Annotated in this window: 15 protein-coding genes; 10 read left to right on the plus strand and 5 right to left on the minus strand. The window is 70.6% G+C overall.

Annotated features, from left to right (window positions below; all coding sequences use genetic code 11):
- Positions 1-41 precede the first annotated feature (41 nt).
- Complete coding sequence (locus ACY34J_RS04075; RefSeq protein WP_462725083.1) at positions 42-803, plus strand: phosphoglyceromutase; 762 nt, start codon at positions 42-44, stop codon at positions 801-803.
- A 195-nt stretch (positions 804-998) separates the two neighbouring features.
- On the opposite strand, the gene phoU is transcribed toward ACY34J_RS04075, so the two are convergent.
- Positions 999-1,676: a phosphate signaling complex protein PhoU gene (gene phoU / locus ACY34J_RS04080; RefSeq protein ID WP_462725084.1), complete on the minus strand. Its 678-nt coding sequence runs from the start codon at positions 1,674-1,676 to the stop codon at positions 999-1,001.
- A gap of 278 nt (positions 1,677-1,954) precedes the next feature.
- Here phoU and ACY34J_RS04085 point away from each other — a divergent pair, with 278 nt between their 5' ends.
- Both ACY34J_RS04085 and ACY34J_RS04090 read left to right on the plus strand, forming a co-directional pair.
- The gene (locus tag ACY34J_RS04085) at positions 1,955-3,238 is read left to right on the plus strand and encodes a sensor histidine kinase (protein ID WP_462725085.1); all 1,284 of its coding nucleotides are present in this window, start codon (positions 1,955-1,957) and stop codon (positions 3,236-3,238) included.
- Positions 3,235-3,915, plus strand: coding sequence for a response regulator (locus ACY34J_RS04090; protein ID WP_462725086.1), 681 nt, complete (start codon positions 3,235-3,237; stop codon positions 3,913-3,915). Before ACY34J_RS04085 ends, ACY34J_RS04090 begins: the two co-directional genes overlap by 4 nt.
- A gap of 178 nt (positions 3,916-4,093) precedes the next feature.
- Here ACY34J_RS04090 and ACY34J_RS04095 read toward each other — a convergent pair whose 3' ends face one another.
- Positions 4,094-4,738, minus strand: coding sequence for a DUF461 domain-containing protein (locus ACY34J_RS04095; RefSeq protein ID WP_462725087.1), 645 nt, complete (start codon positions 4,736-4,738; stop codon positions 4,094-4,096).
- Positions 4,739-5,342: 604 nt separating this feature from the next.
- Between ACY34J_RS04095 and ACY34J_RS04100 the strand changes: the two genes are divergently transcribed.
- The 7 genes from ACY34J_RS04100 (at position 5,343) to ACY34J_RS04130 (ending at position 12,577) form a co-directional block, all read left to right on the plus strand.
- Positions 5,343-5,825, plus strand: coding sequence for a CarD family transcriptional regulator (locus ACY34J_RS04100; RefSeq protein WP_003953493.1), 483 nt, complete (start codon positions 5,343-5,345; stop codon positions 5,823-5,825).
- Between the two features lie 296 nt (positions 5,826-6,121).
- Positions 6,122-6,892, plus strand: a complete 771-nt coding sequence (gene ispD / locus ACY34J_RS04105) for a 2-C-methyl-D-erythritol 4-phosphate cytidylyltransferase (RefSeq protein ID WP_462725088.1) — start codon at positions 6,122-6,124, stop codon at positions 6,890-6,892.
- Positions 6,882-7,409, plus strand: coding sequence for a 2-C-methyl-D-erythritol 2,4-cyclodiphosphate synthase (ispF, locus tag ACY34J_RS04110; protein WP_462725089.1), 528 nt, complete (start codon positions 6,882-6,884; stop codon positions 7,407-7,409). The genes ispD and ispF overlap by 11 nt, the downstream gene beginning before the upstream one ends.
- A 222-nt stretch (positions 7,410-7,631) precedes the next feature.
- Positions 7,632-8,042, plus strand: coding sequence for a PPOX class F420-dependent oxidoreductase (locus tag ACY34J_RS04115; protein WP_462725090.1), 411 nt, complete (start codon positions 7,632-7,634; stop codon positions 8,040-8,042).
- A 129-nt stretch (positions 8,043-8,171) separates the two neighbouring features.
- Positions 8,172-9,572, plus strand: coding sequence for a cysteine--tRNA ligase (gene cysS, locus ACY34J_RS04120; protein WP_462725091.1), 1,401 nt, complete (start codon positions 8,172-8,174; stop codon positions 9,570-9,572).
- Between the two features lie 158 nt (positions 9,573-9,730).
- Complete coding sequence (gene rlmB / locus ACY34J_RS04125; RefSeq protein ID WP_462725092.1) at positions 9,731-10,720, plus strand: 23S rRNA (guanosine(2251)-2'-O)-methyltransferase RlmB; 990 nt, start codon at positions 9,731-9,733, stop codon at positions 10,718-10,720.
- A 138-nt stretch (positions 10,721-10,858) separates the two neighbouring features.
- Positions 10,859-12,577 (plus strand): DoxX family protein, encoded by a 1,719-nt coding sequence (locus ACY34J_RS04130; protein WP_462725093.1) that lies wholly within the window; start codon positions 10,859-10,861, stop codon positions 12,575-12,577.
- 84 nt (positions 12,578-12,661) lie between these two features.
- Here ACY34J_RS04130 and ACY34J_RS04135 read toward each other — a convergent pair whose 3' ends face one another.
- The 3 genes from ACY34J_RS04135 to ACY34J_RS04145 form a co-directional block, all read right to left on the minus strand.
- Positions 12,662-13,414 carry a nucleotidyltransferase family protein gene (locus tag ACY34J_RS04135; protein WP_462725094.1) on the minus strand — a complete coding sequence of 251 codons (753 nt, stop codon included), beginning with the start codon at positions 13,412-13,414 and terminating at the stop codon, positions 12,662-12,664.
- Positions 13,415-13,497: 83 nt separating this feature from the next.
- Entirely contained in the window at positions 13,498-13,917 is a 420-nt protein-coding gene (locus ACY34J_RS04140; protein ID WP_462725095.1) for a hypothetical protein, read from the minus strand.
- A gap of 219 nt (positions 13,918-14,136) precedes the next feature.
- Complete coding sequence (locus ACY34J_RS04145) at positions 14,137-15,273, minus strand: ABC transporter ATP-binding protein (RefSeq protein ID WP_462725096.1); 1,137 nt, start codon at positions 15,271-15,273, stop codon at positions 14,137-14,139.
- Positions 15,274-15,382 lie beyond the last annotated feature (109 nt).

A 15,382-nucleotide genomic window follows, 5' to 3' on the forward strand; every position in this document is an offset into this window, starting at 1 on the left:
GCAGTGTCTCCGGAGGAAGGCCGTCGATTAGGCTCAAGGCCATGGCCGACGCACCGTACAAGCTGATCCTCCTCCGCCACGGCGAGAGCGAGTGGAACGCGAAGAACCTCTTCACCGGTTGGGTGGACGTCAACCTCAACGAGAAGGGCGAGAAGGAGGCGCAGCGCGGCGGCGAACTCCTGGCGGACGCCGGCCTGCTGCCCGACGTCGTCCACACCTCGCTGCAGAAGCGCGCGATCCGTACCGCGCAGATCGCCCTCGAGGCCTGTGACCGGCACTGGATCCCGGTCCACCGCTCGTGGCGGCTGAACGAGCGGCACTACGGCGCGCTGCAGGGCAAGAACAAGGCGGAGACGCTCGCCGAGTTCGGCGAGGAGCAGTTCATGCTGTGGCGCCGTTCGTACGACACCCCGCCGCCGCCCATCGAGGACGACTCCGAGTGGTCGCAGAGCAACGACCCGCGCTACGCGTCGATCCCGCCGGAGCTGCGCCCGCGCACCGAGTGCCTCAAGGACGTCGTGGTCCGCATGCTGCCGTACTGGTACGACAACATCGTCCCGGACCTGCTGGCCGGCCGTACGGTCCTGGTCGCTGCGCACGGCAACAGCCTGCGGGCGCTGGTCAAGCACCTGGACGGCATCTCCGACGCCGACATCGCCGGCCTGAACATCCCGACCGGCATCCCGCTCTCCTACGAGCTGGACGCCGACTTCCGCCCGCTGAACCCGGGCGGCACCTACCTCGACCCGGAGGCCGCGAAGGCCGCCATCGAGGCTGTAAAGGCCCAGGGCAAGAAGAAGTAGCGAGCCACAGAAGAGCCCCCCTGCCGACGGCGTTCGCTGCTGGTGGGGGCTCGGTCGCGCTTTCGGGGCCGTCTCGGGGTGGCCGGGCGCCAGGCCGGCCCGGCCCTGAGCGGCGGAGGGCCCTGACCAGGGACGTGGTCAGGGCCCTCCCTACTCGGTCGGCGCACGGATGCGCGCGGGTGCTTGTGGACGCGGTTACGCGCCCTCCACCGGCATCGCGGGCGCGATCTCGTCCGCGTGCTCGCCTGTCACCAGGTACACCACCCGCTTGGCCACGGATACCGCGTGGTCGGCGAAACGCTCGTAGTAGCGGCCCAGCAGCGTCACATCGACGGCCGTCTCGATGCCGTGCTTCCACCGGTCGTCCATCAGGTGCTGGAAGAGCGTGCGGTGCAGGAGGTCCATCGCGTCGTCGTCCTGCTCCAGCTGGAGCGCCAGGTCGACGTCCTTGGTGATGATCACCTCCGCGGCCTTCGCCATCAGCCGCTGCGCGAGCTGGCCCATCTCCAGGATGGTGGCGTGCAGGTCGCCGGGCACGGCGGTGTCGGGGAAGCGCAGCCGGGCGAGCTTGGCGACGTGCTGGGCGAGGTCGCCGGAACGCTCCAGGTCGGCGCTCATCCGCAGCGAGGTGACGACAATCCGCAGGTCGGTGGCGACCGGCTGCTGGCGGGCCAGCAGGGCGATCGCGCGCGCCTCCAGATCGTGCTGGAGGTCGTCGACCTTCTCGTCACCGGCGATCACGCTCTCGGCCAGCTTGAGGTCCGCGTCGAGGATCGCCGTGGTGGCCCGGCCGATCGCGGAGCCGACAAGCCGGGCCATCTCGACCAGACCTTCACCGATCGAGTCGAGCTCCTCGTGGTATGCGTCCCGCATCGATTACCTTCTCTCTCCCGCTGGGCTGGTTCTCCCAGCATCCACGCTCGGGTCCGTACACGTCCCGTGTGAGCCGCGAAGGTGAATCAGTGCTGACGCCGAGGTGAACTCTTGGCAACGGACGCTACCCGTCCCGGCAACCCACTCGGCCGGGGGCTTTGCGGCTGGATGTCCGGAGTTAACCAGTGTGGAATCGGTAGTGAACTCTCGGCAACGAGTGCCCTTGGGTCCACCCCGATGGCTGTAGAAGCGTCTCACCACCCGCTTAATCTGGACGCATGGACGTGAACGCGGCAGTCGCCGCAGTGGCAGCGATCGCCGGGGTCGGTACCGGCATCGTCGCCATGCTGGCGTTCCGCTTCAGTGAGCGCGAGCAGGCAAAACCCACCCGCAGCTCACTGCACACCGACGCCGCACTGCCACCCGGCGTCGACACCGTGCTGTCCGTACTGCGCTCCTCCGCTGTCGTCCTCGACGAGGGCGACAGCGTAGTGAAGGCCAGCTCCGCGGCATACGCCCTGGGCCTGGTCCGCGGCGGAAAGCTGGCGGTGGAGCCCATGCTCCAGATGGCCCGGGACACCAGACGCGACGGCGAGATACGTCAGGTCGAACTGGATCTGCCCCGCCGCGGCACGGGACGCGGCGAGGCCCTGGCGGTCTCCGCAAGGGTCGCCCCGCTCGGCTCCCGGCTCGTTCTGCTGCTGGTCGAGGACCTCACCGAGGCCCGGCGCATCGAGGCGGTCCGGCGCGACTTCGTGGCCAACGTGAGCCACGAGCTGAAGACCCCGGTCGGCGCGCTCTCCCTGCTCTCCGAGGCCGTGATGGACGCCGCGGACGACCCGGAGGCCGTCAACCGCTTCGCCGGGCGGATGCAGATCGAGGCCACCCGGCTGACCAACCTGGTGCAGGAGCTGATCGACCTCTCGCGGGTGCAGAACGACGACCCGCTGGAGGACGCCGAGCCCGTACGCGTGGACGAGCTCGTCGCCGAGGCGATCGACCGGTGCCGCCACCAGGCGAGCACCAAGCAGATCACCATCGCCTCCGGCGGCACCGCCGACCTGCACGTATGGGGCAACCGCGGCCAGCTCGCCGCCGCCCTCGGCAACCTTGTCGAGAACGCCGTCAACTACAGCCCGGCCCGCACCCGCGTCGGCATCGCCGGCCGCCGGGTCACCGCCCCTGGCGGCGATCTGATCGAGATCGCCGTCACCGACCAGGGCATCGGCATCTCCGAAAAGGAAAAAGAGCGGATCTTCGAGCGGTTCTACCGCGTCGATCCGGCGCGCTCGCGCGCCACCGGCGGGACCGGACTCGGCCTCGCCATCGTCAAGCACGTGGTCGCCTCGCACGGCGGGGAGGTCACGGTGTGGAGCGCTGAAGGCCAGGGCTCCACCTTCACCCTGCGGCTTCCGGAGGCGGGCCGCGCACGGGACCGGGACACGGTAGCGGACGACTGCCAGGGCCGGACCCTGATCGAGCCGGGCGACCTCGAAGACGAGGACCGTCCGTACGAAGCCTTCACCGATGAACCACTTCCTGCCCCGGAGGTCCTTCCGTGACCCGAGTGCTCGTCGTCGAGGACGAGGAGTCGTTCAGCGACGCCCTGTCGTACATGCTCCGCAAGGAGGGCTTCGAGGTCGCCATCGCGACAACGGGGCCCGATGGGCTGGACGAGTTCGAGCGCAATGGCGCCGACCTGGTCCTTCTAGACCTGATGCTGCCGGGCCTGCCCGGCACGGAGGTGTGCCGGCAGCTGCGCGGCCGCTCCAACGTCCCGGTCATCATGGTGACCGCCAAGGACAGCGAGATCGACAAGGTCGTCGGCCTGGAAATAGGAGCCGACGACTACGTGACCAAGCCCTTCTCCTCGCGCGAGCTGGTGGCCCGCATCCGTGCGGTGCTGCGGCGGCGCGGCGAGCCCGAGGAGGTCGAGCCGGCCGCCCTGGAGGCCGGGCCCGTGCGCATGGACGTCGACCGGCACGTGGTGACCGTCGACGGCAGCAAGGTCGACCTGCCGCTGAAGGAGTTCGACCTGCTGGAGATGCTGCTGCGCAACGCCGGCCGAGTGCTGACCCGGATGCAGCTGATCGACCGGGTGTGGGGCGCGGACTACGTCGGCGACACCAAGACGCTCGACGTGCACGTCAAGCGGCTGCGGGCCAAGATCGAGCCGGACCCGGGAGCCCCGCGCTACCTGGTGACGGTCCGCGGGCTCGGGTACAAGTTCGAGCCGTAGGCCGTCGGCCGGACGGAGACGGGCGAGGCCCCGGAGCGGTTTGGATGCTGTTGGTTGCTCCGGGGTCTGCGTGACGTCGGCCCTCAAGACCGCAACGAGGTCTTGAAGGCCGACGTTGTCGCACAGGAACCCGGATCAACCAACAGCACCCGGTTGCTCCGGGGCCTCGTGCGTACGGTCAGTGGTGGCTCGCGTGTACAGGGGTCTGGCTCGGAGACACCGAACCGCCGGGGCTCGCGGTGCCGGTCGGAGTCGCGGCACCGGTCGGGCTCGGGCTGACGCTCGGGCTCGCGCTGCCGCTCGGGCTCGCGCTGGGGCTCGGCCCGTACTCCTCGAAGTAACTCTTCGCAGGGAAGACGAACGCCGTCAGCTTGATCTCGCCCGTCTCGCTCAGCTTGAAGATGACGGGCTTCGCGTCGCCGTCGCGGGCGACCTGCTTGCCCTTGGGGAAGACGGCCGCGGGGTTGCCCTTGCCGCCCAGCAGCAGGCTGCCGCCCGCCGGGACGGTGACCGGGCCGGTGGTGCCCTTGGCGGGGTAGAGCTTCGCCTTGCCGTTCCCGGCCAGCGTGACGGACTGGAGGATCTGGTCCTTCCCGCCGTTGTTGAAGATCCTGGCCGTCACGACCGCGGGACCCTCGGCCCCGTTCGGCTGGGTGACCACATTGGCGTTCTGGATCTTGATGTCGCCCACGGTGGTCTCGGCGTTGTCGGGCTTGACCTCCAGCGTCGCGGCCTGGTTCCCGGCCGCGCAGGCGGTCAGTGAGGCGAGAGAGAACGCGATGACGGTGGCGGCGAGGGCGCCGCGTCGAAGGCTGCTGCTCACGGCGGCGGCATCTCCTAGGACGAGCTACGGGCGGCCGAACGTGAGTCTGCCCGGTCGCGGATGGACTGCTGAGGCGGCAGTAAAGCCGCCCTAAGGGTGTGTCAGCGGGCCATAGGTTACCCAGGCGTCCATCGGCCTTCGCACCCGACCCGCCTCTGACGGCCACCCCGCGCCGTCATCGGCGGCAGCCGAATATCGTCCGGGCATCAGTCCGGCCGATTATCGGCGAGGAATAGGTGAAGGTTGTGAATTTGATCAACCCGGTGGAGTCATGAACGCAGCATGAAGGCGAGTGTGATCAATATGTGAATGGGGCCGGATCTGCTCCCGCAGCGCCGAACGGAGTAGCAGAAGTCAGCCTCCCGGACTCCGGCAAACCGGGACGTTCAGCCACTCGTGCAGGGCTGTCATGACGTGTAACGTACGCGTTTCGCTCCGCCGCCACAGCCGCTCCGACCTGCGAATACCTGCTCTCGGCGGCCCCGTGCAGCACGTTCCGACCGCTGTTGTCAAGCCCCGAGATATGCCCTGACCTGCGAAAACGCCATTCAGAACGGGGCGTTCCCGTGTTACTCTGGATAGCCACGGAAGGGGTACCTGTCACATGACGTTCAAGGTTGGCGACACCGTGGTCTATCCCCATCACGGGGCCGCGCTGATCGAGGCCATCGAAACTCGCCAGATCAAAGGCGTGGACAAGACCTACTTGGTGCTGAAGGTCGCCCAGGGTGATCTGACGGTTCGGGTCCCGGCGGACAATGCGGAGTTCGTCGGCGTACGCGATGTGGTCGGCCAGGACGGGCTGGATCGGGTCTTCGAGGTGCTGCGCGCGCCGTATGCGGAGGAGCCCACCAACTGGTCCCGTCGCTACAAGGCAAATCTCGAGAAGCTCGCCTCCGGCGATGTGATCAAGGTGGCAGAGGTCGTCCGCGACCTGTGGCGCCGGGAGCGTGAGCGAGGACTTTCCGCGGGTGAGAAGCGCATGCTCGCCAAGGCCCGCCAGATTCTGGTGAGCGAGCTCGCCCTCGCGGAGAACACCAACGAGGACAAGGCCGAGGCGCTGCTCGACGAGGTCCTCGCGTCCTGACGTGACGGCGCCTGACGCTCAAGCAACGTGCAACGTGTCGCGGTGCCCGAGCGATCTCTGCGGACGGCCGGGGAACAGGCCCCCGAAAAACGCAGCGATGTCGCCGGGCGCTGCGGCATGTGCGTGCGGGTGCAGCCCTCTGCGGCGTTGGCTGTACGCTCCCGCGTGACTGGGGTCGTGCCGGGCCCAGGCAATCCGCCCGACCAGTTGTCACGGAAGGGACCGGTCAGGGCAACGCCCGGCACGCTGTGGCCATACCCAACTCGGCCGAGGAAACAAACCTGAACGCGCAATCAATGTCCGACGCACACAGCCCCGCGGGCACGGCTCGCCCGGCCGGCCGCACCGCCGCGGTCATCCCCGCAGCGGGCCGCGGTATCCGTCTCGGCCCCGGCGCGCCCAAGGCGTTGCGCCTGCTGGGCGGCACGCCGATGCTGGTCCACGCCGTACGGGCCATGGCCCGCTCCCGATCCGTCTCCCTTGTCGTGGTGGTCGCCCCGCCGGACGGGGTCGCCGAGGTCCGCAGCCTCCTTGACGACGCGCTGCCGGAGACCGAGAGCACCGATCTGCTGATCGTCGCCGGCGGTGCGACCCGCCAGGAGTCCGTACGTGCCGGCCTCGAGGCGCTCCCCGCTGACATCGACACCGTCCTGGTGCATGACGCCGCCCGTCCGCTGGTCCCCGTCGACACGGTGGACGCGGTCGCCGCGGCTGTACGGGGCGGGGCCCCGGCCGTCGTCCCGGCGCTGCCGGTCGCCGACACCGTCAAGCAGGTCGAGCCGCGCCCCGCCGGCGAACCGGAGCCGGTGGTCGGCACCCCCGACCGCGCCCTGCTGCGCGCCGTCCAGACCCCGCAGGGCTTCGACCGCGCCACGCTTGGCGAGGCCCACGAGAAGGTCGCGCTCGAGGGCGAGGGCGCCACGGACGACGCCGGCATGGTCGAGCGGCTCGGCGTACCAGTCGTGGTCGTGCCCGGCCATGAGGAGGCGTTCAAGGTGACCCGGCCGCTGGACCTCGTACTCGCCGAGGCCGTGCTCGCCCGCAGGAGAGCCACCGATGGTTTCTGAAGCGTCTGACATCGGGCTGCCGCCCGGTGGTGTGCTCCCGCTGGTCGGAATCGGCACGGATGTGCACGCCTTCGAGCGGGGCCGCGAGCTGTGGTGCGCGGGCCTGCTGTGGGAGAGCTCCGAAAGCGGCGGGTACGGCCTCGCCGGGCACTCCGACGGCGACGTCGCCGCACACGCCGCCTGCGACGCGCTGTTCTCCGCCGCCGGGCTCGGTGACCTCGGCGCGCACTTCGGCACCGACCGCCCCGAGTGGGCCGGTGCCTCGGGTGTGGCGTTGCTCACCGAGGCCGCGCGCATCGTACGGGCCGAGGGCTTCCGGATCGGCAATGTCGCGATCCAGGTGATCGGCGTACGGCCGAAGATCGGCAAGCGGCGCGGGGAGGCGCAGAAGGTGCTCTCCGCGGCGGCCGGTGCGCCGGTATCGGTCTCGGGGACGACCACCGACGGGCTCGGCCTCACCGGCCGTGGTGAAGGCCTGGCCGCCATCGCCACGGCCCTGGTATTCCCCGGCGCCTGACGAACCCGCGCCTGCGGCCATGCTGTATCCCGGCCCGGGTCGGGGCGGGTGGGCGGGACAAACCCCGGCGCGGAGCGCCGGGTTGACGGGGAGCGGGCCGCGCGCCCGCGAACGCGCCGGTCAGTGGCGGGATGGCGGAACGGCCAAGGAATACGCCTTTCTGACCGCGCGTTGGGTACGGATCGAGGCACCGCATCCATCCGACCTCGTCCGGGAGGACACATGGCAGCCGCACTGTCCGAGGACCTGAAGAAGGTCCTCGACGGCCCCGTCTTCGCGACCGTCGCCACGATCCAGCCCGACGGCAGCCCACAGCTCTCGGTGGTCTGGGTCAAGCGCGACGGCGACGACGTCGTCTTCTCGACCACGGTCGCCCGACGCAAGGGGCGGAACCTCCACCGCGACCCGCGCGTGACCGTGCTGGTCAACCCGGCCGACGCGCCGTACACCTACGCCGAGATCCGCGGCACGGCCGCCCTCAGCACCGAGGGCGGCGACGAGCTGATCGATGAGCTGTCGCACAAGTACACCGGCAAGCCGTATGCGGAGTTCAACCCGGCGGCGAACAAGGAGGAGGACGGCGAGCGGGTCGTGGTCCGCATCACTCCGCGCAAGATCGTCGGGCGGATCTAGGGCCGTACCCGGGATCCAGGACCGTATCCAGACGTATTCCGCGGGGCCGGCCAGGCTCTTTTGTCACGCTTCGGTGCCGCGCGGCCTTGGGGTCGCGGGGCACTGCCGCGCGACCACTACCCTGGTGTAGTGACTATTCGGCTGTACGACACCAGCGCCCGGCAGATCCGTGACTTCACCCCGCTCGTGCCGGGCTGTGTCTCGATCTACCTCTGTGGCGCGACCGTGCAGGCCGCACCCCATATCGGGCACATCCGGTCGGGGCTCAACTTCGACATCATGCGCCGCTGGTTCACCTACCGCGGCTACGACGTGACGTTCATCCGCAACGTCACGGACATCGACGACAAGATCATCGCGAAGTCCGCCGAGCAGGGCCGCCCCTGGTGGGCGATCGGCTTCGAGAACGAGCGCGCCTTCACGGCGGGCTACGACGCGCTCGGCTGCCTGCCGCCCACCTACGAGCCGCGCGCCACCGGCCACGTCCCCGAGATGATCGAGATGATGCGGGGGCTCATCGAGCGCGGCCACGCCTACGCGGCCGACGGCAACGTCTACTTCGACGTGCGCTCGTACGACGGCTATCTCCAGCTGTCCAACCAGGACCTGGCGGATCTGCGCCAGCCCGCCGGGGAGGGCGAGACCGGCAAGCGCGACCCGCGCGACTTCGCCCTGTGGAAGGCCGCCAAGCCCGGCGAGCCGAGCTGGGAGACGCCGTGGGGCCGCGGCCGGCCCGGCTGGCACCTGGAGTGCTCGGCCATGGCCCACAAGTACCTCGGGCGGGCCTTCGACATCCACGGTGGCGGCGTTGACCTGGTCTTCCCGCACCACGAGAACGAGATCGCCCAGGCCAAGGCCTTCGGCGACGACTTCGCCTCGTACTGGGTGCACAACGCCTGGGTGACCATGAGCGGCGAGAAGATGAGCAAGTCGCTCGGCAACTCGGTGCTCGTCTCCGAGATGGTCAAGCGCTGGCGCCCGATCGTGCTGCGCTACTACCTCGGCACCCCGCACTACCGCTCGATGATCGAGTACAGCGAGGAGGCCCTGCGCGAGGCGGAGTCCGCGTTCGCGCGCATCGAGGGCTTCATCCAGCGGGTCGTGGAGAAGGCCGGGGGTCCGGTCGAACCGGCCGCCGAGGTGCCGCCGGCGTTCGCCGAGGCGATGGACGACGACCTGGGCGTGCCGCAGGCGCTCGCGGTCGTGCACACCACCGTCCGGCAGGGCAACTCCGCCCTCACCGCCGACGACAAGGAGGCGGCGGTGGCGCGGCTCGCCGAGGTCCGGGCGATGCTCGGGGTGCTGGGCCTGGACCCGCTGGAGGAGCACTGGGCCGGTACCGGCGACCGGGGCGAGGACCTGCACGGCGTCGTCGACTCCCTGGTCCGGCTTGTGCTGGAGCAGCGGGAGGCGGCCCGTGCGCGCAAGGACTACGCCACGGCCGACGCGATCCGCGACCAGCTGCAGCAGTCGGGTCTGGTCATCGAGGACACCCCGTCGGGCCCGCGCTGGGAACTCGGCTCGCGCTGACCAGGCGCCTTGGCCGGGGGCAGGGCTCGGCCCCGCTTCGCGCCGGGGTGTTACACGCCGGGCGCTCCCCCCGGGCGTCAAGCCGGCGGCCGGGGACCGCGGCGTGACGGGATAATGCAATGTACGCAGTTTTCTGAGCAGTAAGAGATTGGTGACCCATGGCCGGCAACAGCCAGCGCAGGAACCGCCGCACCAGCAGCAAGAAGGGCGCGACGGTCGGCAGCGGCGGCCAGCGGCGCCGTGGCCTGGAGGGCAAGGGCCCGACCCCGCCCGCCGAGATGCGCAAGGGACACGCCAAGCAGCGCGCCGCGGCCGCTCGCGCCAAGCAGGCGGCCCGCCGCCCTGCCCCGCGGCGGGGCGGACCGAAGGGCACCAACGAGCTGGTCGTCGGCCGTAACCCGGTGGTCGAGGCGCTGCGCGAGGGCGTGCCCGCGAACACGCTCTACGTCCAGCAGTTCATCGACAACGACGAGCGGGTGCGGGAGGCGCTGCAGCTGGCCGCCGACCGCGGTGGGGTCCCCCATGCCGGAGGCCAGGGGGGCATCGCCCTCATGGAGGCCCCCAAGCCCGAACTGGACCGGATGACGGGCGGCCTCAACCACCAGGGCCTGGTCCTGCAGGTGCCGCCGTACGACTACGCGCACCCCGAGGATCTGGCCGACGCCGCGTACGACGCCGGTGAGGACCCGTTGATCGTCGCGCTCGACGGTGTCACCGACCCGCGCAACCTCGGAGCCGTCGTACGGTCCGTCTCCGCCTTCGGCGGCCACGGTGTCGTGGTGCCGGAGCGGCGCGCGGCCGGGATGACGGCCGGCGCCTGGAAGACCTCGGCGGGCACGGCCGCCCGTACGCCGGTCGCCCGGGCGACCAACCTCACGCGTGCGCTGGAGGCGTACCAGAAGGCCGGTATGACCGTCGTCGGCCTGGCCGCCGACGGCGACGTCGAGCTGCAGGACCTCGAAGTGCTCGATGGGCCGGTCGTGATCGTCGTCGGCAGCGAGGGCAAGGGCCTGTCCCGACTGGTCGGCGAGACCTGCGACTTGCGGGTACGGATCCCGATGCCGGGTGGCGCGGAGTCCCTCAACGCAGGTGTCGCCGCGGGTGTGGTGCTCTACGAGGCGGCTCGCCGCCGGAGCGGCTCCGCGTAGGGAGGCGCGGGCTTGCGGGGCTGGCGCCCCGCCGTGCGCGGGCGCGCTCCCGTGCCGACCGGCGAGTTGGGGGCTTGACGGGCCTCGGACAGATCGGGGCGGTCAAGGCAGTGTCTTAACGGCTCGTCACTCGGTTAGATGAGTGTGGACGCCAGAACTCCCCGCCCAACCGGGGGACGCTCGCCAGGGTTCGATGACGAGCCCGCGCTGAGCACGGTGAAGGTGCCGTGCGATCCGGCGCAGGTCATCGTCAACCACGCGAGCTTCCGTGTACAGCTCGCCGCGCCGGTCGCGGAAGGAAGCCCGCTCTCGGATGCCGCGCGGCTCTCGCCCGTCCGCCCCGGAGTTGCCGCGGGCTCTCGCCCCGGCTCCGGCCGGCGCCGCGCCCCGGTGGTGTGGAGCGGACGCTCCCAGCCCGGTGACCCCGCCGCCGGCAAGCTCCTCCAGGCCGTACGGACCTCCGGTGTGAGCTTCGACGCCGGACTCGCCGTCGACAGAGCGGTCGGCCGTGTGCGTTCGGGCGACCCGGGCGCCACCCAGGTGCTGCCGCGGGTGCGTATCGACCAGGCCGGTGACGCGCCCACGGTCATCGGCCCGCGCGTCCCGCCGCCCGACGGTGAACTGCTCGGCCGCGTACGGCCCGCGCGCGGCGCCTTCGACGACGAGCCGTACGGCGACGATTCATATGGGGGCGATCGCTATGAGGACGATCGCTACGGCGACCATCGCTACGAGGACGAGCTGTACGGCGGCGGCTACGGCCGGGACGGCGCCGACGAGTTCGACGAGTACGAGGATGACATCGACGGGCCGCGCCACCGGCGCTCGAGCGCGTACCCGGTCCGCCACGCGTACTACCCGGGCCGCCGGATGAACCTCGGTGTCGTCCTGCTCCCGATGCGCATCTTCCTCGGCTTCATCTCGATCTACGCAGGCATGGGCAAGCTGTGCGACCCCGTTTACTTCGACGGCGGCGAGCGCGGCTCGATGGTCACTTGGCTCTCCTCCCTCCACCCGTGGGGCGTGGCCTCGCCCCTGCACGAGTTCGCCCTCTCGCACCCGGTCGGTGCGGGGCTGTCCGTCGCCTTCATCCAGGTCGTGGTGGGCGTGCTGACCATCCTCGGGCTGTGGCAGCGGCTCGCCGCCGCCGTCGGCACGCTGCTCTCCGCCGCCCTGCTGCTGACCGTCAGCTGGCGGACGCTGCCCGCGTACGACGCACCGGACATCATCTATCTCGCCGCCTGGAGCCCGCTGATCATCGCGGGCGCCCCCGTCTACTCCCTGGACGCGCGGCTCGCGGGGGAGGCGTGGCGCCGGCTCGGGCCGCGCGTCAGCATCTGGGACCTGCGGCAGCGTGTGCTGCGGCGCGGCACGATCATGGTGACCGTCATCGGCGGGCTCACCCTGCTCGTCGGCTCGATTCTGGGCGGCGCCGTACGGTCCTCGGACCTGACGACCGTCCCCGGCCCGACCGACGCCCCCAGGAACCACCTCCCCGGCTCGCCGCTGCCGCAGCAGCCCGGGCGTACGGCGGACGGGCCGGCCTCCAAGAGCCCGGGATCGTCCGCGCACCGGCGGTCCGCGAGCCCGTCCGCCTCAGCGTCCTCGAAGTCGCCCGCCGCGCCCCGGGAGACCGGCAGCGCCGGCACCGGGCGGCCCGCCGGGCAGGGCGCGGCATCCGGCCAGGGCACCCCCGGGGTGCGGTCCCCGCAGCAGCCCGCCCCGCCCGCACCGCCGTCGAACCAGTCGGCGGGCCCGTCGTCGAGCGGCGGCAGCAGCTCGCCGGGCGGCACATCAGGCGGCAGCGGTGGTAGTGGCGGTGGCAGCGGTGGCGCGCTCGGCGGCCTGCTGGGCTGATCTGCCCCCGTTTGAAGCCCGGCGGTACGGTCCGCCGGGCTTCACAGCTGTTCAGGGCCGGTCCTCATCTGACCGCCGCCGGTGTCAACCGGCCCGAGCCGCCAGGTCCTTCGCGGCCTCGGTGAGATCCTTCGCCGTGTCGATGGCCCGCCAGTACGCGCCGTGCGGCAGCGGGTAGCCGGCCAGCCGGTGCTCGCGCGCGAGCCGGGGGAATGTGGTGCGCTCATGGTCGCCGCGGCTTGGCAGGAGAGCAGTGAAGGCGGCGGAGAAGACGTACACCCCGGCATTGATGAGATACGGCGAGGGCGGCGACTCGATGAAGTCCAGGACATGGCCGAACTCGTCGGTCTTCACCGCGCCCCAGGGAATGCGCGGCCGGGCCAGTGCCAGCGTCGCCGTCGCATCGCGTTCGTGGTGGAAGGCGGCCATCTCGCGCAGCGAGAAGCGGGTCCAGATGTCGCCGTTGGTGGCGTACCAGGGCTGGTCGGGGTGCGGCAGGGAGGCTGCGGCGAACTTGAGGCCGCCGCCGCGGCCCAGAGGCTCCTTCTCGACCACGGTCGTCACGCGCAGCGGCAGGGTGTCCGCCGCCGTGGTGAGCCAGTCCTGCAGGACCTCGGCGAAATGCCCGCAGGAGACGACCACGTCGGTCACGCCCTGCTCGGCCAGCCAGGACAGCTGATGGCCGATGATCGGGGTCCCGGTGCCGGGGATCTCGACCATCGGCTTGGGCCGGTCGTCGGTGTACGGGCGCAGCCGCGACCCCTGGCCGCCGGCCAGGACCACGGCCTGCGTCGGGCACGTCGCGTGGTTGGTCTCAGCGCGAGGATCACCTGTCATGGTGCGCACCATATGCGGTGCTGCGCTGTGTCATGTCAGAGGGGCGGCCGGGCGCCAGGGCTGTGGCCGCCCGGCCCTATCGGTCAGCGGGCGGTTTCCTGGGCCACGCCGTATGCGAAGGAGGTGTCGCAGACCGGGCGGGAGAACGCCTGCGCCCGCTGCGGGCCGTACTTGGCGACCGCGGCCCGGCCCAGTGCGCGGGCGATCGCGGCGCAGTGCTTGGCCAGGGAGGGCCGGCGGGTGGTCGTCTCCTGGAGGTCCGTGAGCGCGACGCCCGGGTTCTCCTCCTGGAGTTCGGCGAGGAGCCGGTCGCGCAGGGCGTCCTGGGGGGCGCGGGACTTCGCGTGTGTGGAGGCCTTCTCCGAGGACGCGGTGAGCAACTGCGAGTCGCCGTCGGGGGCCGCCCACGGGACGCGAGTGACCGCGAGTGTCCCGGACAGGACGAGCATGACGGGGAGCACGAGGGCGAGAGTTCTGCCGATTCGGCGGGCTGCGTGATTCACGCCGCGATCGTAGCGACAGGTGATGATTTGGCGACATTTAGTCACTCTCTCGAGGGATGAATTGCCGCGCCATGGTGGCCGGGCGGTTGACGCACAGGGTCGAAATGGCGGTTGTGTGTAGGTACTTGTCCCTCAATGAGGCGCGGAAGAGTGAAGCGGCGCCGCACCCTTGGATGGATGCGGCGCCGCCGGTGCTGTATGGCGTCAGTCGCTGAGGCGCTAGTCGCTGAGGCGCTCGCCTGAGGAGGTCGAGAAGACGTGGGTCTCGCCCGGGCGCGGGACCACATGCAGCACGGAGCCCTTCTCCGGAACCTGGCGGCCGGGAACGCGGACGACCAGGTCCTTGCGCTCGCTGCCGACCTCGGCGGTGCCGTAGACGTAGCCGTCGGCGCCGAGCTCCTCCACGACGTTGACCGTCACGGCCAGGCCCGCGGGAGCGTCGGCGGTCTCCTTCGACAGCGACTTCGCGGCCTCGCCGTTCTGCTCGACGACGTCGAAGTGCTCGGGACGGACGCCGACGGTGACCGTACGGTCGCCCTTGTCGGCGGCAGCGGCCAGCGCCTCGCGGTTGACCGGGACGACGCTGTTGCCGAACTTCACACCGCCGTCGGTGATCGGCACCTCGACGAGGTTCATGGCCGGGGAGCCGATGAAGCCCGCGACGAAGAGGTTCGCCGGGCGGTCGTACATGCTGCGCGGCGAGTCGATCTGCTGCAGCACACCGTCCTTGAGTACGGCCACGCGGTCGCCCATGGTCATGGCCTCGACCTGGTCGTGGGTGACGTACACGGTGGTGATGCCGAGGCGGCGCTGGAGGCCCGCGATCTGGGTGCGGGTCTGGACGCGGAGCTTGGCGTCCAGGTTCGACAGCGGCTCGTCCATGAGGAAGACCTGCGGCTCCCGGACGATCGCCCGGCCCATCGCGACCCGCTGGCGCTGACCGCCGGAGAGCGCCTTGGGCTTGCGGCCCAGGTACTCGGTGAGGTCGAGGATCTTCGCCGCGTCCTCGACCTTCTGGCGGATCTCGGCCTTCGGCACGCCCGCGATCTTGAGTGCGAAGCCCATGTTGTCGGCGACGGTCATGTGCGGGTAGAGCGCGTAGTTCTGGAACACCATGGCGATGTCCCGGTCCTTGGGCGGAAGGTGGGTGACATCGCGGTCACCGATACGGATCGCGCCCTGGTTGACGTCCTCGAGTCCTGCCAGCATCCGCAGCGAGGTGGACTTTCCGCAGCCCGACGGGCCGACGAGGACGAGGAATTCGCCGTCTTCGATCTGAATGTCGAGTTTGTCGACGGCGGGCTTGTCGGCACCCGGGTAGATCCGGGTGGCCTGGTCGTACGTGACCGTAGCCATGGTGATGTGGTCCCTTCACCGGCAGGAACGTGCCGGACGATCCGAGTAAAGGTGTAGTCCACGAGGGTCGTGGGTTGCCGTGACGCTACCTGGGGGACCTGTGCGTTGT

Source organism: Streptomyces sp. HSS9-12, assembly GCF_054963655.1.

Bases quoted from the DNA above. Each gene is read 5' to 3' on its own strand.
- ACY34J_RS04085 (WP_462725085.1), top strand. From the start codon at position 1,955: ATGGACGTGAACGCGGCAGTCGCCGCAGTGGCAGCGATCGCCGGGGTC.
- ACY34J_RS04100 (WP_003953493.1), top strand. From the start codon at position 5,343: ATGACGTTCAAGGTTGGCGACACCGTGGTCTATCCCCATCACGGGGCC.
- phoU (WP_462725084.1), bottom strand. From the start codon at position 1,676: ATGCGGGACGCATACCACGAGGAGCTCGACTCGATCGGTGAAGGTCTG.
- ispD (WP_462725088.1), top strand. From the start codon at position 6,122: ATGTCCGACGCACACAGCCCCGCGGGCACGGCTCGCCCGGCCGGCCGC.
- ispF (WP_462725089.1), top strand. From the start codon at position 6,882: ATGGTTTCTGAAGCGTCTGACATCGGGCTGCCGCCCGGTGGTGTGCTC.
- ACY34J_RS04075 (WP_462725083.1), top strand. From the start codon at position 42: ATGGCCGACGCACCGTACAAGCTGATCCTCCTCCGCCACGGCGAGAGC.
- ACY34J_RS04130 (WP_462725093.1), top strand. From the start codon at position 10,859: ATGAGTGTGGACGCCAGAACTCCCCGCCCAACCGGGGGACGCTCGCCA.
- ACY34J_RS04145 (WP_462725096.1), bottom strand. From the start codon at position 15,273: ATGGCTACGGTCACGTACGACCAGGCCACCCGGATCTACCCGGGTGCC.
- ACY34J_RS04135 (WP_462725094.1), bottom strand. From the start codon at position 13,414: ATGACAGGTGATCCTCGCGCTGAGACCAACCACGCGACGTGCCCGACG.
- rlmB (WP_462725092.1), top strand. From the start codon at position 9,731: ATGGCCGGCAACAGCCAGCGCAGGAACCGCCGCACCAGCAGCAAGAAG.
- ACY34J_RS04115 (WP_462725090.1), top strand. From the start codon at position 7,632: ATGGCAGCCGCACTGTCCGAGGACCTGAAGAAGGTCCTCGACGGCCCC.